The organism is Streptomyces sp. SN-593 (genome assembly GCF_016756395.1).
In the GTDB taxonomy this organism is placed as follows: domain Bacteria; phylum Actinomycetota; class Actinomycetes; order Streptomycetales; family Streptomycetaceae; genus Actinacidiphila; species Actinacidiphila reveromycinica.
In genome coordinates, this window is sequence record NZ_AP018365.1 from 6966701 (window position 1) to 6990184 (window position 23484).

General features: G+C 75.3%; 21 protein-coding genes and 1 pseudogene. 12 read left to right on the top strand and 10 right to left on the bottom strand.

What is annotated here, in order from left to right; genetic code table 11:
• Positions 1-25: 25 nt before the first annotated feature.
• Positions 26-1360, bottom strand: coding sequence for an NsdA family TPR-like regulatory protein (locus RVR_RS30130; RefSeq protein WP_202239365.1), 1335 nt, complete (start codon positions 1358-1360; stop codon positions 26-28).
• Positions 1361-1488: 128 nt separating this feature from the next.
• Between RVR_RS30130 and RVR_RS30135 the strand changes: the two genes are divergently transcribed.
• Entirely contained in the window at positions 1489-1770 is a 282-nt protein-coding gene (locus RVR_RS30135; protein WP_202237069.1) for a hypothetical protein, read from the top strand.
• 142 nt (positions 1771-1912) lie between these two features.
• Positions 1913-2068 carry a hypothetical protein gene (locus RVR_RS30140; RefSeq protein WP_202237070.1) on the top strand — a complete coding sequence of 52 codons (156 nt, stop codon included), beginning with the start codon at positions 1913-1915 and terminating at the stop codon, positions 2066-2068.
• Positions 2069-2454: 386 nt separating this feature from the next.
• Here RVR_RS30140 and RVR_RS30145 read toward each other — a convergent pair whose 3' ends face one another.
• Positions 2455-2691, bottom strand: a complete 237-nt coding sequence (locus RVR_RS30145; protein ID WP_237405040.1) for a helix-turn-helix transcriptional regulator — start codon at positions 2689-2691, stop codon at positions 2455-2457.
• A gap of 363 nt (positions 2692-3054) precedes the next feature.
• Between RVR_RS30145 and RVR_RS30150 the strand changes: the two are divergent.
• The 3 genes and pseudogenes from RVR_RS30150 to RVR_RS30160 all read left to right on the top strand — a co-directional run.
• Positions 3055-3465: pseudogene (locus RVR_RS30150) on the top strand (thaumatin family protein); the annotation flags it as partial.
• A 270-nt stretch (positions 3466-3735) separates the two neighbouring features.
• A complete protein-coding gene (locus RVR_RS30155; protein ID WP_202237071.1) occupies positions 3736-4443 on the top strand; it encodes an alpha/beta fold hydrolase in 708 nt (235 codons plus the stop codon).
• 338 nt (positions 4444-4781) lie between these two features.
• The gene (locus tag RVR_RS30160; RefSeq protein ID WP_237405042.1) at positions 4782-5642 is read left to right on the top strand and encodes a L,D-transpeptidase family protein; all 861 of its coding nucleotides are present in this window, start codon (positions 4782-4784) and stop codon (positions 5640-5642) included.
• Positions 5643-5875: 233 nt separating this feature from the next.
• Here RVR_RS30160 and RVR_RS30165 read toward each other — a convergent pair whose 3' ends face one another.
• On the bottom strand, positions 5876-6964 hold the full coding sequence (locus RVR_RS30165; RefSeq protein WP_237405043.1) for a phosphatidylinositol-specific phospholipase C domain-containing protein: 1089 nt from the start codon (positions 6962-6964) through the stop codon (positions 5876-5878).
• 341 nt (positions 6965-7305) lie between these two features.
• On the opposite strand from RVR_RS30165, the gene RVR_RS30170 reads away from it, so the two are divergent.
• Together RVR_RS30170 and alc are read left to right on the top strand one after the other, a co-directional pair.
• Entirely contained in the window at positions 7306-8229 is a 924-nt protein-coding gene (locus RVR_RS30170; RefSeq protein WP_202237072.1) for a LysR substrate-binding domain-containing protein, read from the top strand.
• A 126-nt stretch (positions 8230-8355) separates the two neighbouring features.
• Positions 8356-9567 (top strand): allantoicase, encoded by a 1212-nt coding sequence (alc, locus tag RVR_RS30175; RefSeq protein WP_202237073.1) that lies wholly within the window; start codon positions 8356-8358, stop codon positions 9565-9567.
• 37 nt (positions 9568-9604) lie between these two features.
• Here alc and RVR_RS30180 read toward each other — a convergent pair whose 3' ends face one another.
• Genes RVR_RS30180 through RVR_RS30190 form a run of 3 tightly spaced genes read right to left on the bottom strand, consistent with a single transcriptional unit; the run spans position 9605 to position 11676 of the window.
• Positions 9605-10042, bottom strand: a complete 438-nt coding sequence (locus tag RVR_RS30180; protein WP_202237074.1) for an ankyrin repeat domain-containing protein — start codon at positions 10040-10042, stop codon at positions 9605-9607.
• Between the two features lie 9 nt (positions 10043-10051).
• Complete coding sequence (locus RVR_RS30185) at positions 10052-10846, bottom strand: hypothetical protein (protein WP_202237075.1); 795 nt, start codon at positions 10844-10846, stop codon at positions 10052-10054.
• Positions 10847-10878: 32 nt separating this feature from the next.
• Positions 10879-11676 (bottom strand): maleylpyruvate isomerase family mycothiol-dependent enzyme, encoded by a 798-nt coding sequence (locus tag RVR_RS30190; protein ID WP_202237076.1) that lies wholly within the window; start codon positions 11674-11676, stop codon positions 10879-10881.
• Positions 11677-11892: 216 nt separating this feature from the next.
• Between RVR_RS30190 and RVR_RS30195 the strand changes: the two genes are divergently transcribed.
• Complete coding sequence (locus RVR_RS30195) at positions 11893-14148, top strand: DUF5107 domain-containing protein (protein ID WP_237405044.1); 2256 nt, start codon at positions 11893-11895, stop codon at positions 14146-14148.
• Positions 14149-14178: 30 nt separating this feature from the next.
• On the opposite strand, the gene RVR_RS30200 is transcribed toward RVR_RS30195, so the two are convergent.
• Positions 14179-15165 (bottom strand): ketopantoate reductase family protein, encoded by a 987-nt coding sequence (locus RVR_RS30200; RefSeq protein ID WP_202237077.1) that lies wholly within the window; start codon positions 15163-15165, stop codon positions 14179-14181.
• Positions 15166-15360: 195 nt separating this feature from the next.
• Here RVR_RS30200 and RVR_RS30205 point away from each other — a divergent pair, with 195 nt between their 5' ends.
• Entirely contained in the window at positions 15361-16428 is a 1068-nt protein-coding gene (locus RVR_RS30205) for an RNA ligase (ATP) (RefSeq protein ID WP_202237078.1), read from the top strand.
• 150 nt (positions 16429-16578) lie between these two features.
• Positions 16579-17007, top strand: coding sequence for an SseB family protein (locus RVR_RS30210; protein ID WP_202237079.1), 429 nt, complete (start codon positions 16579-16581; stop codon positions 17005-17007).
• Positions 17008-17255: 248 nt separating this feature from the next.
• Here the strand turns inward: RVR_RS30210 and RVR_RS30215 are convergent, their stop codons facing one another.
• Positions 17256-18713, bottom strand: a complete 1458-nt coding sequence (locus tag RVR_RS30215) for a bifunctional phosphatase PAP2/diacylglycerol kinase family protein (RefSeq protein WP_202237080.1) — start codon at positions 18711-18713, stop codon at positions 17256-17258.
• A gap of 666 nt (positions 18714-19379) precedes the next feature.
• On the opposite strand from RVR_RS30215, the gene RVR_RS30220 reads away from it, so the two are divergent.
• Both RVR_RS30220 and RVR_RS30225 read left to right on the top strand, forming a co-directional pair.
• Positions 19380-20603 (top strand): aminotransferase class I/II-fold pyridoxal phosphate-dependent enzyme, encoded by a 1224-nt coding sequence (locus tag RVR_RS30220; RefSeq protein ID WP_202237081.1) that lies wholly within the window; start codon positions 19380-19382, stop codon positions 20601-20603.
• 37 nt (positions 20604-20640) lie between these two features.
• The gene (locus RVR_RS30225) at positions 20641-21762 is read left to right on the top strand and encodes an MBL fold metallo-hydrolase (protein ID WP_202237082.1); all 1122 of its coding nucleotides are present in this window, start codon (positions 20641-20643) and stop codon (positions 21760-21762) included.
• Between the two features lie 80 nt (positions 21763-21842).
• On the opposite strand, the gene RVR_RS30230 is transcribed toward RVR_RS30225, so the two are convergent.
• Both RVR_RS30230 and RVR_RS30235 read right to left on the bottom strand, forming a co-directional pair.
• Positions 21843-22523: a DedA family protein gene (locus tag RVR_RS30230; RefSeq protein WP_430393195.1), complete on the bottom strand. Its 681-nt coding sequence runs from the start codon at positions 22521-22523 to the stop codon at positions 21843-21845.
• Positions 22520-23320 carry an MBL fold metallo-hydrolase gene (locus RVR_RS30235; RefSeq protein ID WP_202237083.1) on the bottom strand — a complete coding sequence of 267 codons (801 nt, stop codon included), beginning with the start codon at positions 23318-23320 and terminating at the stop codon, positions 22520-22522. Before RVR_RS30235 ends, RVR_RS30230 begins: the two co-directional genes overlap by 4 nt.
• Positions 23321-23484 lie beyond the last annotated feature (164 nt).

Below are 23484 nucleotides of genomic sequence, written 5' to 3' on the forward strand. Positions count from 1 at the left end.
CAGGGACGCTACCGCAGCGCGCGCCTCACAGCGGCACCGACAGCGACGCGTCGATCTGCTCAACGGCGTTCCGGCCCGCCGCAGACCCGTGGTCGGCGAGCATGCCGCGCAGCCGCACGAACCGGTCCCTCAGCCGCTGAGACTCCTGCCCCCGCGCCAGGTTCAGCGCGTCCAGGGTGTGCGCCGCCGCCAGTTCCGCCTCGCCCCGCCCCAGATCTGCGGTCGCGAGCGTGGCCAGGCGGTGGATGGAGCCGCGGGCATGCGCCTGTGCCCGCACCGCCTCCGCCGCGTAGTCCTGAGCGGGCGCGAAATCGCGGAGGCTGATGAGCGCCTCGGCGAGCTGGGCCTCGACCAACCCGGGCTGCACGTAGCCCAACTCGGCTGGCTCCTCTCCCGGACGGATACGCCCGGCCGCTTCCTCCGCCGCGGTCATGCACCGGTGCGCCCCGGCAAGATCACCCATCCGCGAGAACGCTTTCGCCTGCATCGCGTACAGGTCCGTGGCCAGCGCCGGCGACATCGCGGTCCCGGCCGCCCGGATGCCCGCCTCAGCGAACGCTACGGCCTGCCGGTAGTCACGCATGAACAGACACTGGTTGACGAGCAGCGCGATCACATACCCGCCGAAAGCACGGTCCCCGGACGCCTTGGCGAGGCGCAGCGCCTGGTGGAAGTAGCGCTGCGCCAGGCCCTGCCGGTCGGAATCGTAGGAGCAGATCCCCGCGACCGCGACCAGGCCGCCGACCGCACGGTGTAGGTCACGCCCCGTGGCATCCGTGTAGGCGCCGCGGACCAGGGGCGCGGTCTGCTCCGCGAGGAACCGCACGATCCGGCCCCGGGTAGCAACGCCACCGGCCTGCCGGTACATGGCCTCATAGTGCAAGCGTGCCGCCCGCAGCACCTCGATGTCGCCGCTGCCGACGCGCATGCCGCCGGGCCTGGACACGTCCAGGTCATCGGGTGGGTTCTCCCACTCCCACACCGGGCCGATCGCGGGCAGCCCCGTGATGAGCGGAGTCTGCTCCACGTCGGCGCGTTGCTGCCCGTCGCCCCTCCACAGCGCCGTGGACCGCTCGATGAACCCGGCCAGGGGCGCGGCTGACGCGGGGTTGGCTGCGGGGCCGAGCCCTATGTCGGTAAGGGTGATGGGGCGTCCGAGGCGTTCGGCGAGGATGTCGCAGATCAGGTCGGGGACTATGCCGCGCGGTGTGGCTCCACGGAGCCAGCGGAGCACGGCGGTGTGGTCGTAACGCAGGGTCTTGCCGCGTGCCTTCCCGGCCTGGTTGATGCGCGTGGCGAGTCCGTTGAAGGACATGCCGGCCTCGTCGAGCAGGGCGTCGAGGATGTGGTTGGGCTCCATGTGGTCCTCGCTCACTCTCAGTTCATCGATCGTAGCTAAATCGCAAACACACAATGTGTGAATCGAGCACCCGCACACGGGCCCTGCACACACTCCCGCCGCCCGCACTTTCAGCCGACTCTCAAGACATGGCTGATGAGCTGACAGTCCGGCACCTCTTGGACGACACACTGCGCCTACCGCGGGTGCCGTCCCTGGAGGCCGTATGCGCCCGCATCGCGGACCGCCCGCTCAGCGTCACGCTCGCCGAGCTACGGCAGGTCGTCGCCGAGCCAGTGACTGGCGAAGGCGGTCGGCGCCTCCACGTGCTCGTCAGCACCCTGTACCACCGCGCGGGTGCGTCGCTCGCCCGCACTGAGGAACTACGGGCAAGCATCCATGCCGCTCAGACCCTGATCGTGAAGGAGTGATCGCCATGTCCTGTGACAACCCGAACTGCCGCAAGGCCGGCTGCACCACCGAGCCCACCGAGCCCACCGAGCCCACCCCTGCCCCCGCGCCGACCGGCGAGTGACAGTGACCGCCGGCGGGGGGCGCAGTTCCCTCACCCTGGTGCGGGGCAGCGCGGCGCTGCGGGATGCAGCACGGGCGGCCGCGTACCGGGCGTACCTGGACCACGGCCACACCTGCCCGCTCTGCCCCGACCACGCGTCGCGGTGTGACACGGCCGGGGACCTGTGGGCCGCCTACCGGCTGCTCTGCCGCTGACCACCTGACTGCCGCCTCCTGCAGGGCGGCAGGGCCTGGCGCCGATCACGTCCCCCGGCGCCGGGCTCACCCCATAGACGCCGCGGTCCGCATCCGCGGCGGACGGCTCTGGCGCCGGTCGTCGGGACCTGGGGCGCCAGAGCCGATCCACCCCCTGATCGCCGCGGCGGGGCCAGCCGCGGCGGGCCGTGTCTGGCGGCCGCCCCGGCGCGACCGTTCCGGCGCCGGGGCCACCCACGACCCGAGGAGAAGCGCATGCCCGAGCCCACCCCCGAGCCCGACGACAGCGACCGCGAGCAGCGATCCTGATGTTCACTCGATCGGGCGACAGGGCGCATGGTTGCCCTATGCAACGCGGCGCGAGATGGTGGTGACTGACTCTTGGGTCAGTCCCGGATCAGATCGGTCAGCGGGACACCCAGCGCCTGCGCGATGAGGACGAGGTGATCCAGCGATGGGGAGTGAGTCGCAAGCTCCGTCCGGTAGACGCTGTGCCGCCCGATGCCCGCCAGCTCGGCGAGACGCTCCTGGCTGAGCTGCCGCTCCTCGCGCGCCACCCGGATCCGGCGCCCGACACGTAGCCGCTCCTGCATCGCGGCTGGGGGGACCGGGGTTCTTGACACCCATCGAATCTCCGGCCACCAAGATCGTTTTGTCAGCAGCAAAAATGCGGCAGATTCAGATGCGACGGCCCCCCTCTCAAGGGGAGGCCGTCGGAATGTCGGTTCAACTGAATACGCGGACCGTGTTCGTAACGCGGCCGCCCCAAGATGCCGGCCCCGAGGCGCGTCCCACCCCCCAAGGTGAGCGCTTCGGGGCCGGTGCCGTCTCCCATGGGAGACGAATGGGAGACGATCTTGATGAGCTTGGGCTAACTTAAGGGAACTAAGGCTAACTAGAGTTAGCCACTCTGACGGCTTGGCAGGCCAGGGCCATGGGGCGACAGGCAGAGCGAACGGCCAATTTCATAACGGGAGTTCAACCTCAACGCGTGGGACGGCCTGGACTTCTACGACGTGAGCCTGGTGGACGGCTCCAACCTGCCGATGTTCATCAACCTCGTCGGCGGCACCACCAAGGACCCGATCAGCGCGTCCGGCTGCTCGGCGGCAGGGTGCGCCCACGCCGTCGACTGCCCCGCCGCCCTCCAGGTGAAGGCGGGCGGGCGGGTGGTCGGCTGCGAGTCGCCCTGCGGCGTGTTCGGCACCGACCAGTACTGCTGCCGGGGTGCGTGGGCGCCGCGTGACAAGTGCCGGCCCGACCAGTGGCCCGTCGACTACGCGGCGCTGTTCAAGAAGGCCGAGCCGTACGCGTACTCCTACGCGGACGACGACGCGACGAGCACCTTCACCAGCAAGGGGGAGGCGGGCTACCGGATCACCTTCGGAGTGCGCTGAAACTGGTCGCGGACGGCGGGAGCCGGGCCGTCCGGGGGCGTGCCGCCCGCTGCGAGACATGCCCAACGGGCTTTGTTTTCAGGACAGTTGGGAGCGGCACACCGTGTTGGCCGGTGCTTGATACGGCCGGTCGGCTGATCCACAGTGGGGGAGTTCCGCGCCGGACGCCGGTTCGAGGCGTGGTGGCGCAGGCGGACGCCGAGGGCGGTCTGCGGCCGAACGGCCCCACACCGTACGGCCGTTCGGCCCACGGGAGGACGGGAGAGACCGATGGCGACGTACGTACTCGTTCCCGGCGCGGACGGCACCGCCTGGTACTGGCATCTGGTGGCGCCGCTGCTGCGCGAGCGCGGCCACCATGTGGTGACCCTCGACCTGCCGTCCCGCGACACCGCGACCCTCGACGACTTCGCCGAGGCGATCACCGCGGCCGTGCGGGCCGAGGTGCCCTCCGGCGCGCCCGGACCGGAGGCGCCGCTGGTGGTCGTGGCGCAGTCGCTCGGCGGGTTCTCCGCGCCGCTGGTGTGCGGACGGCTGCCGGTGGACCGCCTGGTGCTGGTCAACGCGATGGTGCCGGTGCCCGGTGAGAGCGCGGGGGAGTGGTGGGGGAACGTCGGCCAGGCGCAGGCGCGCGAGCAGTACGCCGAGGCGCTCGGCCGGACCGGTACCGACGCCGAGTTCGACCCGCGCACCGACTTCTTCCACGACGTGCCGCCCGCGCTGACCGAGGAGGCGTTCGCCGGGGAGCCGTCCGGGCCGCCGCCCGCGGTGTTCGCCCAGCCCTGGCCGCTGGCCGCGTGGCCGGACGTGCCGACCCGCTTCCTCCAGGGGCGCGGGGACCGCTTCTTCCCGCTGGAGTTCCAGCGGCGGCTGGCCCGCGAGCGGCTCGGTCTCGACGTCGAGGAACTGCCCGGCGGCCACCTGCTGGCGCTCAGCCGGCCCCGCGAACTGGTGGACGCGCTGGTCCAGTCGGCGTGAACCGGCCCGCCGCGGGCGGACGCCCGTCGGCCCGGGGGTGCGGCCGTGCGGGTGAGCGGGGACGGCCGGACGACAGGGCGTGCGACCCGACCCGCCCCCGCGCGCGCCGAGGACCAGCCCCCACGCGCCGACGAGCTGCCCCCGCACCGGCAGCCTGTCCCGCGCCGACGACCTGCCGCTCGCGCGCCCCGACACGCTCCGCGCGCCCCGACCGGCCCGTCGTGAACGCGCTCGCCGTCCGCGCATCCGTGCGCCACGAAGGTGACTTGTGGGGCGAATCGGGCGTTGGCGGGGGTTGGATGATGTACTCCGGCTCCGGGTTTGCGAGGATCGTCGCGATGACTGCCGCCCTCCCAGACGCGACCACCCAGCGTCCCAGCGAAGACGACGACCGTGGCCCCCGCCGGCACCGGCGCCCGAACCGTACCGCGAAGCGGGTGGCGGTCGCCGTGTCGGTCACCGCCGTCGCCCTGGCTCTGCTCGGCGCCGGCTACGTGGCCACCGACCACTACGGCACCGCCTCGACCGACAACCGCGACGCCGCCGGCCACTCCGCCACCGGTGCCGCGCGCGTCGCGGCGGGCAGCTCGCCGTCGAGCGATCCGATGCCGTCGACCATCCCAGGGCTGGGCCCCAGGACGCGCGCCCGGATCCCGGCCGACAGCCGGCAGGTGCTGGTGGCGTCCGGCCGGGCCAAGAACTCGTCCGACTCCCTGGTCACCCTCTGGTCCCGGCTGTCCGACGGGCACTGGCGCCCCGGCGCGACCTGGTCGGCGCACAACGCCAAGGACGGCTGGACCACCGACCACCACGCCGGCGACCTGCACAGCCCGATCGGCGTGTTCACCCTGCACGACGCCGGCGGTTTCGACGCCGACCCGGGCACCAAGCTCCCCTACGACCACTCGTCGAGCTTCCACGCCGGCGGCGTCGGCTTCGACGGCGAGACGCTCGACGAGGCGTTCGACTACGTCATCGCGATCGACTACAACCGCGTCCCCGGCACCTCCCCGCTCGACGGCACCCAGCCGCTCGGCGCGAGCAAGGGCGGCGGCATCTGGGTGCACGTCGACCACGGGGGTCCCACGCACGGCTGCGTCAGCATCGCGGCAGCCCACATGGTGACCCTGCTGCGCACCCTGCTGCCCGCCGACCACCCGGTGATCGTGATGGGCGACGGCCAGTCCCTCGCCGCCTGACGCCCGCCACCGGCCGAGTCGCGAACACCCGCTCCCGGGAGTCCCCGTGGTGGGCCCCCGGGGCATTCGTGGAGATGGACGGCCGCCGGCGGTCGGCGGCCGTCCACCTCGGCCCGACCGGTGCGGGACGTGCCGGACGCAGGACCTGCCGGTCGGGCGCGCGACGTCCGGTGTGTGACGTCCGGTGTGTGACGTCCAGGTGTGTGACGTCCGGGTGCGTCGCGTCCGGGTGCTCAGCCCCGGGGCAGCACCGTCGACTGGACGTCGGTCAGCCCGGTCCAGTCGTTCGACGCGATCGTCGCGTGGGCCTTGGCCAGTTGGGCGATCCGGGCCTGTGCGTCGGCCGACGTCGGGTTGGTGTCGTCCAGCGTGGGCGGCACGTTCTGCGCGTCGGTCATGATCAGCAGGTAGTGGTGCGTGTCGTACCAGCTCGTGTCGATGCTGCCGTTCAGGTACGTCGCCGCGTCACCGTCGAAGACCACGAACCAGGGGCGGATCGAGGTCTCGGAGTAGCGCGAACGTGGGTCGCCGGCCGCCGCGTTGTGCACCGCGGGGAAGACGTTGGCCTGCGCCAGCTTGCCCTGGCTCTGGAGCCCGGCGAGGTAGTCGGCGTACTCCTTGTCGGTCCACAGCGAGTCCGTGGGGTTGGACTCCTCCACGGTGCCGGGGATCACCTCCAGCAGGACCCTGCCGGCGAGTTGCTGCCGGGTCGGCCAGTTGCCCGCGGTGGCCGCCGCGTCCAGCGACGCGTACTGGCCGCCGCCGGGCTTCGCCAGCAGGTCGGACGGCTTGTAGACCAGGCCGCCCAGGTGGTCGCTGATCGACTGGTCCAGCTTCGCGGGGCTCATCCCGTAGGTGGTCTGGAATCCGGCCTTCATCTCCAGCTTGATGATCAGCGGGCCGTGGCCGGGGTGCGCGCCCAGCCACACCCGCACGTCGTCGAGGCAGCTCTCCAGGTCCTTGTTGGCGCCGCCGGTGTAGAGGTCGGCCGGGGAGGACGCGTTGACGCAGTTGTTGCTGTTCCCCAGCGGGTTGGAGTGGCTGACCTTCCACTCCTTGGTGATGAAGTCGTCCCAGACGTCCAGTTCGATCATCGACGTCCCGGTGTCCAGGGACTGCGCGAGGTACGTGAACGTGGCGGGGTCGTAGGTGTTGTGCAACCCGGAGCCGGTGCTGCCGGAGAACGGCAGCGAGTCCGTGTCGGCGGCGGACGCGGCGCCGCCTCCGGCGCCCGCGACGGAGAAGGCGAGGCACAGCGTCAGAACGCCCAGTAGCGCGGCGCGAATGCGTAGGGAAGCTCGGCGGATCAACCGAACGGTCACGTGTCCTCCTGTGGGGGTGTCGCTCCGTCAAGACGGTGCCCGCGGGCCGTGAATCGACGGAGACATGACAGGTAACACGATCTGTCGACCCCCTGTCACCTCCCCTACCGGCCATACGATTCGGCCTCACGCGCCCCGGTCCCGCCGATGGTGGGACGAGCTGTGGCCCGGCGGCCGTGGCGGCCACCCGGGCGGCATGCCGTACGCCCTCCACGCGCTCGGACCCGGGGCGGACGCGGGTCGGACCCGGGGCGGCCGCGGCCGGGGCCGTGGTGCGGGACGTGGTCCGCGACGTGGTGGCGCAACCACACGATGGGACAGTTACTGTTTAGGCTGGCTGCATGAAAGAGTGGGACCTCAAGAAGCTCCAGATCCTCCGCGCCCTCCAGGACGCGGGCACCGTCACGGCCGCCGCGGCCGCCCTGCGGATGACGCCGTCCGCCGTGTCGCAACAGCTCACCGCGCTGGCGAAGCAGGCCGGGACGCCTGTCGTCGAGGCGCACGGCCGCGGGGTGCGGCTGACCGGAGCGGCGCACGTCCTGCTGCGCCACGCCGAGGTGGTCTTCGCGCAACTGGAGCGCGCGGGCGCCGAGTTGGAGGGGTACGCGCGCGGGGAGGCCGGACTGGTGCGGATCGGCACCATCGCCACCGCGATCAGCCGGCTCGTGGTGCCCGCCGCGGAGTTTCTGCGCGGGTCCGCGCCCGCCGTCACGGTCTCGGTGCGCGAGGTCGAGGCGGCGGCGGTCTTCGAGGAGTTGGCGGCGGGGGAGGTGGACGTCGCGGTGTCCCTCGCGGTCGACGCGCCGACCGCCCGTGATCCGCGGTTCGCGGTGTTCCCGCTGCTCACAGACCCGTTGGACATCGCCCTGCCGATCGGCCACCCGCTGGCGGCCGCCCCCGGGCTGCGGCTGGCCGCGCTCGCCGAGGAGGCGTGGATCTTCGGCAGCGGCGGGCCGTGGCGCAGCATCACGCTCGCCGCCTGCGCCGACGCGGGGTTCGTGCCGGAGCAGGCGCACGCCGCCTCCGACTGGCCGGCGATCTTCTCGCTGGTGGCGGCGGGCATGGGAATCGCGCTGGTGCCCCAGATGGCGGTCGTGGGCGGGTGGCGGCGCATGGTCGCGGTCCGGCCGCTCGACGCCGACCGCCCGGTGCGCCGGATCGTGGCGGCGGTCCGCGCGGGCACGGAGGAGGGGGCGCTGGTACGGCGGGTGATGGGGGCGCTGCGGCACGCCGCTGAACTGGACCCATTTGTGAAGTTGAACTGAACGGAATGTTCAAAAAGTATCGCTGGACCTGAAGTGTCGGCGGGGGGAGAGTGGGGGCATGAAACGGGTCGAGGGGCGACGCGGGACGACCCTGCGCCGCGGTTGACGGACGAGGAGGGAAACGCGATGGGCGGGGCATCAGGAACGGGACCGGAGGCACGGACCGCGTCACGGGCGGGCACGGGCACGGGCACGGAGGCGGAAGGCACGGGCCGGGAGGCGGCCTGCACTGCGCTGACCGACTTCACCGGCGACGCGCTGCCGTACGGCGGGGGGAACCCGTTCGCGGACTACCGGCGGGCCGAACTGCCCTTCACCGGGCTCGCGGAGCTGACCGACCGCCGGCTCGGCGCGGGCGTGGTCGCGGCCAATGACGAGTTCTTCGCCGAGCGGGAGAACCTGCTGCTGCCCGGCCCCGCGGTGTTCGACCCCGAGCGGTTCGGCCACAAGGGCAAGGTGATGGACGGCTGGGAGACCCGCCGGCGCCGGGGCGGCTCCGCCCTGACCCCGCACCCGGAGCCGGAGGACCACGACTGGGCGGTGGTGCGGCTCGCCGTGCCCGGGGTGGTCCGCGGCGTCGTGGTGGACACCGCTCACTTCCGCGGCAACTACCCCCGGTCGGTCTCGGTGGAGGCCGCCGCGCTGTCACCGTCGGCCGGCCCCGAGGAGGTGGCGGACCCGTCGGTCGAGTGGACCGTGCTCGTCCCGCGCACCCCGGTCGGCGGCCACGCGGAGAACGCGTTCGCGGTCCGCGTCGAGCGGCGGTTCTCCCACCTGAGGCTGCGCCAGTACCCCGACGGCGGCGTCGCCCGGCTGCGGGTGTTCGGGGAGGTCGCGGCCGACCCCGCCTGGCTGGCCGCGCTCGGCACCTTCGACCTCGTCGCGCTGGAGAACGGCGGCACCGTCCAGGACGCCTCCGACCGCTTCTACTCGCCGCCCGAGCACACCATCCTGCCGGGCCGCTCCCGGAAGATGGACGACGGGTGGGAGACCCGGCGCCGCCGGGGCAGCGGCCACGACTGGATCGAGTACCGCCTGGTCGAGCAGGGCGTGGTCCGGGCGGTGGAGATCGACACCGCCTACCTGAAGGGCAACGCGGCCGGCTGGGCCACGGTGTCCCTGCGCGAGGGCGAGGAAGGACCGTGGGTGCCGCTGCTCGACCGGGTCCGGCTGCATCCCGACACCGTGCACCGCTTCCTCGCGGACCGGGCGGTCCCGGCCACGCACGCGCGGATCGAGATCTTCCCCGACGGGGGCATATCCCGGCTGCGGCTGTACGGCTCGCTCACGGCGGAGGGCGCGGATCGGCTGGCCGCGCGCACCGCGGCGATCGCCTGAGCCGTCCGGCCGCGGCGACCCGCGCGGCCGCCCGCGGTCACTGCGCGCCGAAGAGCGCCAGCAGTTCGGTCCTGCCGAACACGCGGGCCGTGTCGATCGCCGAAGGGGCGCCCGCGGCCGGGTCGGCACCGGCCTCCACCAAGGCGTCGACCACGTCCTGTGCGCCCTTGAAGACGGCGCCGGCCAGCGGGGTCTGCCCGCGGTCGTTGGGCCGGTCGACGTCGGCGCCGCGCTGGATCAGGGCCTGCACCGCCGAGGCGTGGCCGTGGTAGGCGGCGAGCATGATCAGGCTGTCACCGCTGTCGTTCGTCAGGTTGGCGGGCACTCCGGCATCGACGTAGGCGGCGAGCTTGTCGGTGTCGCCGTGCCGGGCCAGGTCGAAGACCTGCGCGGCGAGTTGGAGCACCTCCGGGTCGTGCGCGGGCTCGCCGGTGGGCCCGGGGACGTTGGCGGGGTCGGGGCTGGACTCGGTCATGCCGCCACCCTACGCAGGGCAGCGTCCGCTGAAGAAGGAGATCACCACGTGCCGCGCCGGGGCGTCGCTGACCGCCACGTCCAGGGGCACGCAGGCGCGGCCGTCGCCGGCCACGAAGAACGAGCCGCGAAAGGAGGTGGGATCGCCCGGACACGGGTGGAAGATGACCGCGGGCGCGGGAGCGGAGCCGTACGCGCCGCCGAACTCCAGCCCGGCGCGGGCGCGCTGCGCGGCGCCGACCGTGACGGTGACGGTGGAGCCGGGCCGGACCAGCGCGTCGATGCGGTAGTTCCAGCCGCCGGAGTTCTGCCGGCCGTGGTCGAGTTGCTCGCCGCCGGCCAGGCTGCCCAGGCCCTGCCAGGTCAGCGGGCCGACGCTGATGTCGGAGCCGCCGGAGGTCGCCGAAGCGCTGCCGGTGGCGGTCGGGTGGGCCGGAGCGGTGGTGGGGGTGGGTGTGGCGGGTGCGGTCGTGGGGTCGGTCGGGGTGGCCGGAGGGGTGGCGCGGACGGTGGGCGTGCGCGCGGGACCGGTCGGGGCGAGGGCGTGGGAGGTGGGAGTCGCGGCCGGTGATCCGGCGGGATTGGTGGTGCGGCGCGGCGGAGGCGGGGAACCGTCGCGCTCGACGAGGCCGTCGGAGCACTCCACCGGCCGTGGGTGCTCGATGCTGCCGACGGGTGGTGGCGCCGAGGTGACGGAGGGCGGTGCGGTGGCGGTGACATGCGAGTGGGTGCCGAAGGAGCAGCCGGAGAGCACGACGAGCGCTCCGCCCACGGCCCAGCCCACCCGTAACGCTCGTCCTGACATGAGCATCACTCCTCAGTCAGGACGGTACGTGCTCAGTCCAGCGGCGACCAGACCGCCAGTTGCCGGACCAGGGCCGCGTCCCCGCCCACCCGCAGGGCGGCGGCGTCCCACGGGACCCGCCGGTACAGGCAGAGCAGCAACTCCTCGGCGGAGCCGGTGAGCGAGGCGTCGGGAGCGGGACCGTCGCCCGGGCCGAGCCGCACCGCGGACGCGCCGGTCGCGTCGAGGATCAGCGTCCACACCGGGCCCTCCGTGCTGACCAGGGCCACCCGGGCGGGGGAGTGCGGCCAGCCGTCCATGGTGCCGAACCCGATGTGCAGGAACTCGTCCACCGCGTCCAACGCCAGCGCCGGCGGCAGCGGTTCGGGGGCTCCCGCGGCCTCCTGCGCGTCCCGGGCGTGCACGGCCGCCTCCTGCACCTGGTGGCGGGCGACCGCGCCCGCCGTCCCCGGGCTGCCCGCCGACGCCCACCACGTCCAGCACTCCCGCTCCGGCCCGGCCGCCCGCAGCGCGTCCAGCAGCACGGCGGTGGAGCGCGCCGACCAGGACGCCAGTCCGCCGTCCGGGACCTGGTCGCCGGCCGCGTCCGGCTCCGGCGGCCGGGTGGCCGGACCGGCGGCCACGGCGGCCGCCCAGAAGCGCTGCACCCGTCCGACGTGCGCCACCAGGTCGCGTACCGTCCAGTCCGGGCAACCCGGCACGCCGGCCTGCTCGTCGGCGGTCTCCAGCGCCTTCCGCAGCGCGGCCGACCGGTCCTCCACCAGCTCCAGCCAGTCGGGAAAGCGCAGGGCCGGGAACGCCCCGGCGGGCGGGGTGTGGAAAGGCGTCATGGGCACCGTTCTAGCAGCGGGAGCCGGTACCGGAAGCGGCCCAGGGCGCCCCGGCCCGCGGACCGCCCCGACGCGCGGCGCGTTTTACCGGGCTTCCGACGGATTTGCCCAACCCTGTACGGTGCGTGCTCTGTTCAGCGGGCCGCCGAGGATGTTCCATGGTGATCACACGGCCGCCGTGCGGAAGGCGGCCGCCCGCGCCCGGATGAGGTGGCCTTGGCCAGGACCGCGACGACCGACGTGAACGCGACGACCGATACGACCGCGACGACCGTGCGGCGCGCCACCGTGCGCGTTCCCGCCGCACCGCTGGGCCCGGAGAACCCGCTCCCGGCGCTCCGCGAGCGCGCCGAGCCGCACCACCTCGATCCGGACCGGTCGGCGGACCTGCCCCCGGACATGGCCCGGCAGATCGGTTACGCCCCGCTGCGCACCGTGCTGCCGGTCCGCGTCCTCGACGGCTACGGCCGGGACCGCGCGCCCACCGAGATCGACGCGGTCGTCATCGAGAACGACCGGCTGCGCGCCACCGTGCTGCCCGGCCTCGGCGGCCGGCTCCACTCGTTGCTGCACAAGCCCACCGGCCGCGAACTGCTCTACCGCAACCCGGTGTTCCAGCCGGCGGACTTCGCGCTGGCCGGCGCCTGGTTCTCCGGCGGAGTCGAGTGGAACCTCGGCGCCACCGGCCACGCCGCCCACACCTGCGCGCCGCTGCACGCGGCCCGGCTCACCGCCCCCGACGGAGGCGAGATGCTCCGGCTGTGGGAGTGGGAGCGGCTGCGCGACCTGCCGTTCCAGGTCGACCTGTGGCTGCCGTCCGGCTCCGACTTCCTCTACGCCGGCGTCCGGGTCCGCAACCCGCACGACCGGACCGTGCCGCTGTACTGGTGGTCCAACACCGCGGTGCCCGAGACCCCCGACACCCGGGTACTGGTGCCCGCGGACGCCGCCTGGCAGTTCGACTACCACCGCACCCTCACCCGCGTGCCGGTGCCGCGTGCGCTTGAGGGACCCGGCGGCCGGGACGCGGAGGACGGCGCCGACCTCACCTACCCGACCCGGTTCGAGCACGCCGCCGACCACTTCTTTGACATCCCGGGCGACGACCGCCGCTGGATCGCCGCGCTCGACGGGCAGGGCCGCGGCCTGGTGCAGACGTCCACCGACGGGCTGCGCGGGCGCAAGCTGTTCCGCTGGGGCCGCGGCCGCGGCGGACGCCGCTGGCAGGAGTGGCTCACCGAACCCGGCACCGGCGGCTACCTGGAGATCCAGGCCGGGCTGGCCCGTACCCAGCTCGAACACGTGCCCATGGCCGCGGAGTCGGAGGTGAGCTGGCTGGAGGCGTACGGACCGCTCACCGCCGACCCGGCGCTGGTGCACGGCGACGACTGGACCGCGGCCCGCTCGGCGGCGGCGGCCGGCCTGGAGGCGGCACTGCCCCGGGCCGCGCTCGACGCCGCCCGGGACGCCTGGCTCGCCCGCGCCGACACCGACCCCGATCCCGCCGACACGCTCGCCACCGGCTCCGGCTGGGGCGCCCTCGAAGTCGAGCGCGGCCGCCACCGGCTGCCCGGCACCCCCTTCCCGCCCGCCACCCTCGGCGCCGACCAGAAGCCCTGGCTCGAACTGCTGCTGGCCGGCGTCCTCCCGCGGCCGGCCGCCGCCGACGCCGCGCCCGGCCCCACCCTGGTCTCGCCCGACTGGCGGGAACTGCTGGAGGCCGCCGACACCTACCCCGGCAACGAGTGGTACCGCGACTACCACCTCGGCATCGCGCAGTGGGCGGCCGGCGACCGCGCCCAGGCGGTCCGCAACTGGGAGCGCTCGCTCGCCGCCCACCCCTCGCCGTGGGCGCTGCGTGCCCTGGCCGTCGCCGACACCGTCGCAGGCCGGACCGAGCAGGCCGCGGAGCGGTACGCCACCGGGTACCGGGCCCTCGCCGACGCCCTGGCGTCCGCCGGGGACGCCGCGTCGGCCGCGTCCGCCCCGTCCGCCGCGTGCGCCCCGTCCACCGCCCGGTCCGCGCTGCGCGCCTACGCCCTCGAAGCGGTGCCCGCGCTGCTCGACGCCGGCCGCGCCGACGACGCCGCCCGCATCCTCGACCGCCCCGTCCCCGGCCCCGACGGCGCGGCCGTCCCCCTCGACGGCGGACGGATGCGGCTGCTGCGGGCCCGTACCGCGCTCGCCCAGGGCGACCCGGCCACGGCCCGCGCGCTGCTCGACGAGGGAATCGTCGTCGACGACCTCGCCGAGGGCGACGAGGTGCTCAGCGACACCTGGTACGCGGTCGCCGAGGCGCTCGTCGTACGCGACGGACCCGGTGGAGGCGGCGACGCCCCCGGCCCGGCCGACCCGAAGCGGCAGGACGGTGCCTCGGACGACGCGCGCGCCCGGGCCCACCGCGAGCACCCGCTGCCGGCCGTGTACGACTTCCGGATGCGCCCGCAGGAGCCGCCGACGTCCCACCGGTGACGCGCGCCGGGCCGCGCCCCCGGCCGCCGGTCAGCCGGCCGCCTCCAGCAGCGCCGCGCGTTCCGCCCCGGTCAGCTCGCCGGGGGCGCGGCGCTCGCGGGCGGCCCGGTTCGCGGCCCGGCGCAGCGCCTCGTTGACGGGCGTCGGCACCCCGAAGCGGCGGCCGAGCAGCACGATCTCGCCGTTGAGGTAGTCCGACTCGATCGACCCGGTGCCGCGGGCCAGGCTCTGCCAGGTCGAACTGCGCTTGGCACGCGGTGAGACCACCCGGTCCCCGCGGGTGCGCGCCTGCTGCTCGGCGCCGATGTACGCGATCCCGGCCGCCGTGAGGGCCGCCGCGCCCTCGGCCCGGGCCCGTTCGGCGAGCCCGCGCCCCGCCTCGTCGTCGGGGCCGAGCACCGCGTCGACCGCGTTCCCCAGGTTCCCCAGCAACTTGGCGTGCTTCCACGCCATCACGTCCTCGGTGACCGGTGCGGCGAAGCCCGCGCCCGTCAGGTCGGCCGCGATCGCGCGCGCGGTCGTGTCGCTCCCGGAGGGGTAGCGGCCCAGGTGCAGTATCCCGGTCAGCGGGGCGCACAACGCGCTCACCACGCCCGGTTCGAGGTAGGTCGCCGGCAGCCACACGCACATGCCGTACACGCGGGAGAAGCGGCGCAGCGCCAGCCGTTCGTTCTCCACGCCGTTCTGCGCGCACACCACGGCGGGCCCGGGGCCCGAACCGCCCGCCGCGGTGCCGTGGCCGTGGGTCCCCCAGGTCTCCAGGACGTCGGCGGTGTCCTGCGTCTTGACGCCGATCACGAGCACGTCGTCGTCGCGCGCCGTCAGCTCCGCCGGCCCCTCGACCACGGGGATCTTCAACCGCTTCTCGCCGTCGGCCAGTTCGAGTCTCAGGCCGTGCGCGCGCATGGCCTCCAGGTGCGCCCCGCGCGCGACGAGTACGACCTCGTGGCCGCTGTCGAAGAGCCGTCCGCCGAGGGCGCCGCCCACCGCGCCGGCGCCGATGATGATGTATCGCATAACCGGAAACCCTCGTCGGCCGCCGCGTCGAACACAACTCCCGCCGGCGGCGCGCCGGTCCCGGTCGGGACTCCGGCCCGGCGTTCCGGCGCGGGTGAAAACCGTTGGCCCGCCGCCCCGCGCACCGCGCAGAGTGGGCAGGCGCGGGGACGGGAAGACCCGCGCGCCCACGGACGTCAAAGGGGGGGCACCACCATGTCCGCACTGCGGGTCACCGCCGAACGGCTCACCATCCTCGACCACCCGGACGCCGACGCGCTGGAGCTGGCGCAGGTCGGGCTCTACCGCGCGGTGGTGGCCAAGGGGGCCTACCGCACCGGGGAGTTCGCGGTCTACATACCCGAGCAGTCGGTGCTGCCCGACGCGTTGATCGGCGAACTCGGCCTCACCGGACGGCTGGCCGGGTCGAGGCGGAACCGGGTGCGGGCGGTACGGCTGCGCGGCGAGCTGTCCCAGGGGATCGTGTGCCGGCCCGGCGCGCTCGACGGCGTCGACCTGGAACGGGCCGCCGCCGACGACACGGACTTCGCCGACCTGCTGGAGATCGTCAAGTGGGTGCCGCCGGTGCCGGTCTCGATGAGCGGCGACGTGGACGCCGCGCCCGACCTGCTGCCGTGGATCGACATCGAGAACCTCAAGCGCTACCCGGACGTCTTCGCGCCCGGCGACCTGGTCACCGTCACCGAGAAGCTGCACGGCACCGCCTGCTGCCTCACCTACCACGCCTCGTCGGGCCGCGTGCAGGTCACCTCCAAGGGGCTGGGCGCCCGACAGCTCGCGCTGCGGGAGGCCGACGGCAACCTCTACTGGCGCGCCGTGCGCGGGCACGGCCTGCCCGCTGTCGCCGCCGCCCTCGCCGACCGCCTCGGCGCGGACCGGATCGGGATCTTCGGCGAGGTCTACGGCAAGGGGGTGCAGGACCTCGGCTACGGCACGGACGCGGGCGCCGGACTGCCCGGGTTCGCCGCCTTCGACGTGTGCGCGGACCTTGGCGGCCGACTGCGCTGGTACGACCCCGCCGACCTCCTGGACGGCGAACTGCCGCTCGTGCCGCGGCTGTTCCACGGCCCGTTCGACCTGGCGACGGTGCTCGCGCTCGCCGCGGGCACCGAGACGGTCTCCGGCCGGGACCTGCACATCCGCGAGGGGGTGGTGGTCCGCACCGCCGACGGGAAGTACAGCCCCCGGATCGGCGGCCGGGCCGTCGCCAAGGTGGTCGGCGACGCCTACCTGACCCGCAAGGGGGGCACGGAGTACGAGTGAACCGGCCGCTTCCCGCCGTCCCGGGGAGGTTTCCGGCCGTCCCCGGGACGATTCCCGGAAGCGGTCGGCATGCTCCGCCACGTGCTGGGTACGCGCGGGGTTCAGCCACTTGCAGACCCCGAGCGCAGACGCGGCGAGAGGAACACGACGATGACGGACATGAACCCCGACGGCGCACTGCCCCCGGCGCAGCGCGCCCTCCACGAGATCTCGCACGGCAGTGAGAACGTGATCGCGCTGAGCACCCTCGCGGTCAGCGAGGTGCTGCTGCCGGTGCCGGGGGCCGAGGAGCAGCCGCCGGAGGCGGAGGCGGCCGCCCCCGAGCCGCCCCGGGAGATCCAGCTACCGGTCTACGAGCAGGAGGACGGCCGCCAGCTCGTCCCGGTCTTCACCTCGGAGACCCGGATGGCCGAGGCACTGCCCGCCACCCGCCGCTACCGCCTGGTCCAGCTCGCGGTGCTCAGCGGGGCCTGGCCCTCGGACGACCTGATCTTGTCCATCGACACCGGCAACGAGGACGCGCTGAGCATCTCCGGCGAGGGTGTGCGCGCCCTGGCCGGCCTCGTCGCCGGCAACTGACCGCCCGGGCCGCCTCGTGCCGCCCCGGGATGCGGGCCCCGGCGGAACACCGCCGGGGCCCGCATCCGTGCTCGGGGCACCGCTCGTCCCGCGGTCGTGCGCCCGGAAGGGGCATGTCGCCTGGCCGCCCCCGGAAGGGGCCGGTCGCACGTGCCCGGGGGAGAGCCCGCCGCACGGGCCGGCCCGGGGGAGGGCCGGCCGCGAGACCCGCGGGACCGTACCGGCACCGGCGACGACCCACGCCGCGCTCAGGCCCGGTAGACGACCAGGCCGCCCGGAACCTTGTCGAGCAGCACCTCCCCGGGGGCCGCGGCCACCTCCCCGTCGCAGGCGAGGTGCACGCCCTCGCCCGGCACCCGCACCCGCAGCCGCGGGACGGACGCCGTCGTGTAGACCGGCGAGGAGGTGAGCACGCCGGTCAGGGCCGCCCCCAGCATCCGGGTCCTGGCGAACGGCCCGCCGTCGACGATCCGCACGTCCAGCAGCCCGTCGGCCAGGTCGCGCCGCCGCACCGGCGCCGGCCCCCAACTGGAGTAGCGGCAGTTGCCCGCGAAGAGCAGCCACACCGACCGCGGCCGCCCGTTGACCACCACCTCGACCGGCTCGCAGGTGCGCAGCACGTGCACGGCCGCCAGCACGCTCGCCGGCCAGCTACCCACCCGCCGCGACCAGCGCTCCCGTACCCGGACCAGGTCCGGGTAGGCGCCGATGCTGAAGGTGTTCAGGAACGGCACCGCCCCGTCGGAGTCCGTACCGGTGCTGCGGGCCACGTCCACGTGGGACGCGCGGCCCGCCTCGACCGCGCCCGCGGCCAGTTCGACGGACAGCAACCCCAGGTCCGCGGCGAAGTGGTTGCGGGTGCCGCCGGGGAAGACCGCCAGCGGCAGACGGTGCCGCAGCGCCACGGCCGCCGCCTCCCGCACGGTGCCGTCGCCGCCGCACACCCCCAGCGCGCCGCCCTCCTGCGCCGCCGACTGAGCCGCTAGCTCCAGCAGTTCGGCCAGGTCGTCGTCCTCGGTGCACTCCGCGACCGCGGCCTCCGGCAGGGCCGCGGAGATCCGCTGCGCGGGTGTGCTCAGCAGCGGCGGGGGACCCGACGCGGTGTTCGCGACCACGTGCAGGCCGCGCCCACCCGGCAGGCGGGGCGCGTGGGCCGACGGACCCGGCTCCGGGCGCCGCTGGACCGGCAGCAGAGCCCGCACCGCCAGGGCCGCGCCGACCCCCAGCGCGGCACCCGCCAGCACGTCGCTCGGGTAGTGCACGCCGGTGTAGACCCGGGAGAACGCCACGCTCGCCGCGACCGGCGCCACCGCGGCGCCCCACGCGCCCGACTGCGAGGCCACGCCCGCGGCGAAGGCGGCCGCGGAGGCGGAATGACCGGACGGGAACGACGTCGTGACGGGCTGCCGCCGCAGTTGCCGCACCACCGGGACCGCTTCCAGCAGCGGGCGCGCCCTGCGCACCGCGCCCTTGCCCACCGTGTTGACCGTCAGCGAGGCCAGCGCCAGCGAGCCCAGGCCCCGCAGCGCCGCCTTGCGGCCGCTCATGCCGCCTACCACCGCCATGCCCGCGGCCACCCCGAACCACAGCCGCCCGTGGTTCGCCGCCCGGCTCAGCCGGGGCAGCACGGGCTCCGCGCCCGGCCAGTGCCGGCCGGCCACCGCCGCGAACAGGTCGCGGTCCCAGTCCTTCCAGGGATACGTCATGCGGCTCTGCTACCCCGGCACGGCGCCCACGCACCTGCGGAACCGCCGGTCGGAGGACCTGCCCGAACGGTGCCGCGGGGAGGCGCGGCGAGGCCGGCAGCCCGTGCACTCGGGAGAGGGCAGGTACCGCACTCTTGAGCGGGCCGCGACGACTCCGGCAGCCCGTGCGCGCGGGAGGCGGCAGCGCCGCGACCGCACAGGGCTCGGTCCAGCGGCGGAAGCCCGTGCGCGCCGCCTGCCGCCCCTTGTCCCTGGCGGAGCATCGGCCGGGGGTCGTTCGGCTCCCGCCCTCGGGGCCGGGGCTGGCACCGCGCCGGGACGGTTCGACGTGGCGCGTCCGCTCGTCCGTGAGCCTGGCCGCAGGAGCCGGTCGCCTGCGACCCGGCCCCTTGCCCGGCGGCGGAGCACCCGCGGCTCACACCTACCCGCCCACCGCCTGCCGTTCGTTCGTCGCTGCCGCCTGCCGCCTGCCGCCTGCCGCCTGCCGCCTGCCGGCCGCGGCCCCGCGTCGGCCGTCCGGTCGTCGCCCGCGTCGCGGCCGGGGCGGGGCCGCGACGCGCGGCGCGGGCGTTCGAACGCGCGTGCTTCCGCCGTCCGACGGGCATCCGCGGGGGAAAAGGGGGAAAGTGGGGCACAGGGGGTCTTCTTCGCGCCTGGAGGTGCGCCATGCCGTGGGCGGATGGGGTCCGGCCCGATCCGGGACTGCCGGTGCCCGGTTACTGGACGGCGCGCATGGGCGCGGGGGCGGACGGGACGGAGCCGGCCGGGGGCGGCCGGGCCCTGCTCGAAGCGGCGGACGGCTACTGGTCCCGGCGGGCGCTGCCCGGCGGCGCGGCACACGTGCTGGCCGCCCCGGGCGCCGAACAACTGCTGCTCGCCGTGCTGGCCGCGAGCGAGGGCGACCCGGTGCTGGCCCGGCCCGCCGCCGCGTGGCAGCACCCGGTGGCGCGGTTGCTCGGCCGCCGTGTGCACAGCGTGCCGACCCCCGCGGAGGGCGGCGGCGTACCCGACCCGGTCGCGCTGATGGAGGCGGTACGGCGGGCCCGGGCGGAGGGCGCGGACCCGCGGCTGCTGGTGCTGTCCGCCGCCGACGACCCGACCGGCACCGTCACCGCGCCCGAGCTGATGCACGAGACGTGCGAGGCCGCGGCGGAGGCGGGGCTGCTGATCGTCTCCGACGAGACCTACTCCGACACGCTGCACCACCGCGAGACGGTCCTGCTCAGCCCGGCCGAGATGCTGCCCGAGCACACCGTGGTGCTCACCGACCTCGGCGCGACGCTGGTGCCCGCCGGGCACCCGGCGGCGCTCGCCCGCTTCCCCGCCACCGGGCACGGCACGTCCTGGCGCCGGCGTGCCGCCGAGGTGCTGGCCGCCCTGCGGGCGGTGCTGCCCGCGCCCGTCGCCGCCGCGACCGCCTACGCGCTGGGCGAGCCGCCCGAGGTCGCCGGGCGCGCCGCCGCGGCGAACCGGCTGCACGCCCGGACCGCGGCGGCGGCCTACCGGGCGATCACCGGGGCGGGGGCGTCCTGCCGGCCGCCGCGGGCGGGCTGGCAGCTCTACCCGACCGCCGGGCCGCCGGGCCCCGGCGCGGCGCGGCGGGTCGAGCGGCACCTCACCGCCGCGCTGGGCCGGCCGGTGCCCGGCGGCCACCGCTTCGGCGACGACCCGGAGGAGCCGCGGGCCCGGATCGGCACGGGGGTGCTGCTCGGGACGACCGAGGCCGAGCGGGAGGTCGCGCTGGCGGCCGCGGACCCGGTCGCGGTACCGCACGTGGCGGCCGCGCTGGCCGCCCTGACCGACGCCTTCACCGCGCTGACCGGCATCGGGGCGGTCAGCGGTTCGGCCGACACGGATCGCGGGGGAGTGGGGCCTGACATACGTTCGTGAGGACGTTCCGGCCAGGCGGGGGAGCGAGGGAGCCCATATGAGGGACCAGCGCGCGTCCTCCCTGACCGAGCCGGGGGCGGCCGGCGGCCGGCGTACCGCGGAGGGCGCCGGCGCCCGGGGCGGCCCCCGCCCTGCCGGGGGTCCCCGCACCGCCGACGGCGCCCGTGTCCTCGACGCCCCGCGCCCCACCGACGCGCCCGGGCCGTTCGCCGAGCCCCGGCGCTGGCCGGCCACCTTCGTCGACCGCCTCTCCGAACCGCTCCCGGTGCCCGGGGTGCGCGACATCGCCCGGCTGGTCCGCGAGTGCGCGGTCCGCCCACCCGCCCACACCCTCAAGGACGTGCCGCTGCTGCCGGTCGAGCCCGGCCCCCTGCCGACCGCCGGGCCCCGCACGGTGAGCGTGACGTGGGCCGGCCACGCGAGCTGGGTGGTCAGGATCGGCGGGCTGACGGTCCTCACCGACCCCGTCTGGTCCCGCCGCATCCCCGGCACGCCCCGCCGGATCACCCCCGTCGGCGTGCCCTGGCGGGCGCTCCCGCCGATCGACGCGGTCGTCATCAGCCACAACCACTACGACCACCTTGACGCGCCCACGGTCAAGCGGCTGCCGCGCACCACGCCCTGCTACGTGCCGGCCGGCCTGGGCGGCTGGTTCCGGCGCCGCGGGTTCGAGCGGGTGACCGAACTGGACTGGTGGGAGGGCACCTGGCTGCGCGGGGTGCGGTTCGACTTCGTGCCCGCGCACCACTGGAGCCGCCGCACCCTCACCGACACCTGCCGAACGCTGTGGGGCGGGTGGGTGCTCACCGACTCCGACGGGCACCGGGTCTACTTCGCCGGCGACACCGGATACGGCGCCTACTTCGCCGAGATCGCCCGGGTGCACCCCGGCATCGACCTGGCACTGCTGCCCATCGGCGCGTACACGCCCCGCTGGATGCTGCGGCCGGTGCACGCCGACCCCGACGAGGCGGTGCAGGCGTACCTCGACCTCGGCGCGGCCGCGATGGCGCCGATGCACTGGGCGACCTTCCTGCTCTCCGGGGAGCCCCCGCTCGAACCGCTCGTCCGGCTCCGCGCCGCGTGGGCGGCCGCCGGGCTGCCGCGCGAGGCGCTGTGGGACCTGCCGATCGGCGCCTCCCGCGTCCTGGTGCCCTGAGATCCCGGCGCTTCGGTACCAGGCCGCATCGCAGCACGCCGCGCCCCTTCAGCTCCGGCGCTCCCGCCGCCCCCTCGCCGTCAGGGCGCCGTACGCGGCTGCTCCGGCCGGTCCCCGTGCGCCCGCCGCGCCTTCCGCACCCGGCCGCCGACCGCCGGGCCCGCCGCGATCACGACGGTCAGCGCCACGGCCAGCACCACGCCCTGCCACGGCTTGTCGAAGAGCGACCCGCCGAGTATCCCGATGAGCTGGTACGCCGCCGCCCACGCCAGGCACGCGGGAACGTCGCCGCGGACGAAGCGCCGGAGCGGCATCTCCGCCAGCAGGCACGCCACCATGACCGGGATGCGCCCCGCGGGCACCAGCCGGGACAGCACCAGGACCGCCGCGCCGTGCCGGTCGAGCTGCCGTTCCGCCCGCTCCAACGTGCCCTGCTCGGCGCGCTGCTGGAGCCGGTGCAGCCAGCGCGAGCCGTTGCGCGACCGCACCCCGCGCAGCCCCAGCCAGTACAGCGCCACGTCGCCGATGAACGCCGCCACCGACGCCACCGCGAAGACGAAGGCGAGCGCGACCGGTTCGGTCTGGTGGAAGGCGACCACCGCGGCCCCCGACACCAGCGCGCCGGTCGGCACCACCGGCACCAGCGAACCGAGCACGACCAGGAAGAACAGCGACGGGTAGCCGATCGCCGACTGCGTGCCCTGTGACGCCGCCGGGTGCGAGGCGGGATGCGCCGCCGCCGCGGCCAGCAGACCCATCATCCGCCGGCCCCCCGCCCCGCGCGGCCCACGTCCGTGACCCGCACGCTCTGGCCGTGCGCCGGCCGGTGCACCGCCACCCCCGGCGCGAGCCGGGCGGCGAACCGCTCGAACTCCTCGCCCGGCGCGTGGAACTCGTGCGGCCGCACCGCCTCCATCCCGATCGGCCAGTACGTGCCGTAGTGCACCGGCACCGCCGCGCGCGGGGCCAACTCCGCCAGCGCCCGCGCCGCCCGCTCGGCGTTGAGGTGCCCGGGGCCGAGGAACGGCCCCCAACCCCCCACCGGCAGCAGCGCGATGTCGCACGGACCGACCGCCTCGGCCATCCCCTCGAACAGCCCGGTGTCCCCGGCGAAGTACGTCCGCGCCTCGCCGGCCAGCACGTACCCGAGGGGCGCGGCGCGCTGCGGCCCGTACGGCAGCCGCCGCCCGTCGTGGGCGGCCGGCACCGCGCGTACCGCCAGGCCGCCGAACTCCACCACGTCGCCGGCCGCCACCTCGACCAGCCGCAGCCTGTCCCGCACCCGCCGCAACGCCGGCACCGCGGCGCCGGCGCCGCGCGGCAGCAGCACAGTGGTGCCGGGCGCGAGCCGCGCCAGCGAGCCCACGTGCAGGTGGTCGGCGTGCAGGTGCGACACCAGCACCACGTCGGCCCGGGCGGCCCGGGCCGTGGGCAGCGCGCCGCGCCGCCTGCGCAGGTGTGCCAACCGCCGTACGAACAGCGGGTCGGTGAGCACCCGCACGCCCGAGTCCTGCACGGTCACCGTGGCATGCCCCCACCACGTGATCTCCACCACCACGCCGCCACGCCCTTCCCGGCCGCCTCCGCCGACCGCTCCGCGACCGGCCGTCCACGCTCCCACCATCCAACACGTTCGCCCCGCCGGGTCCCCCGGCACACAGCCGGAGGCACCGCCGGTCCGGACCGGGCGGCCGTGGCGGCCGCCCCGCGGGAGGACCACTG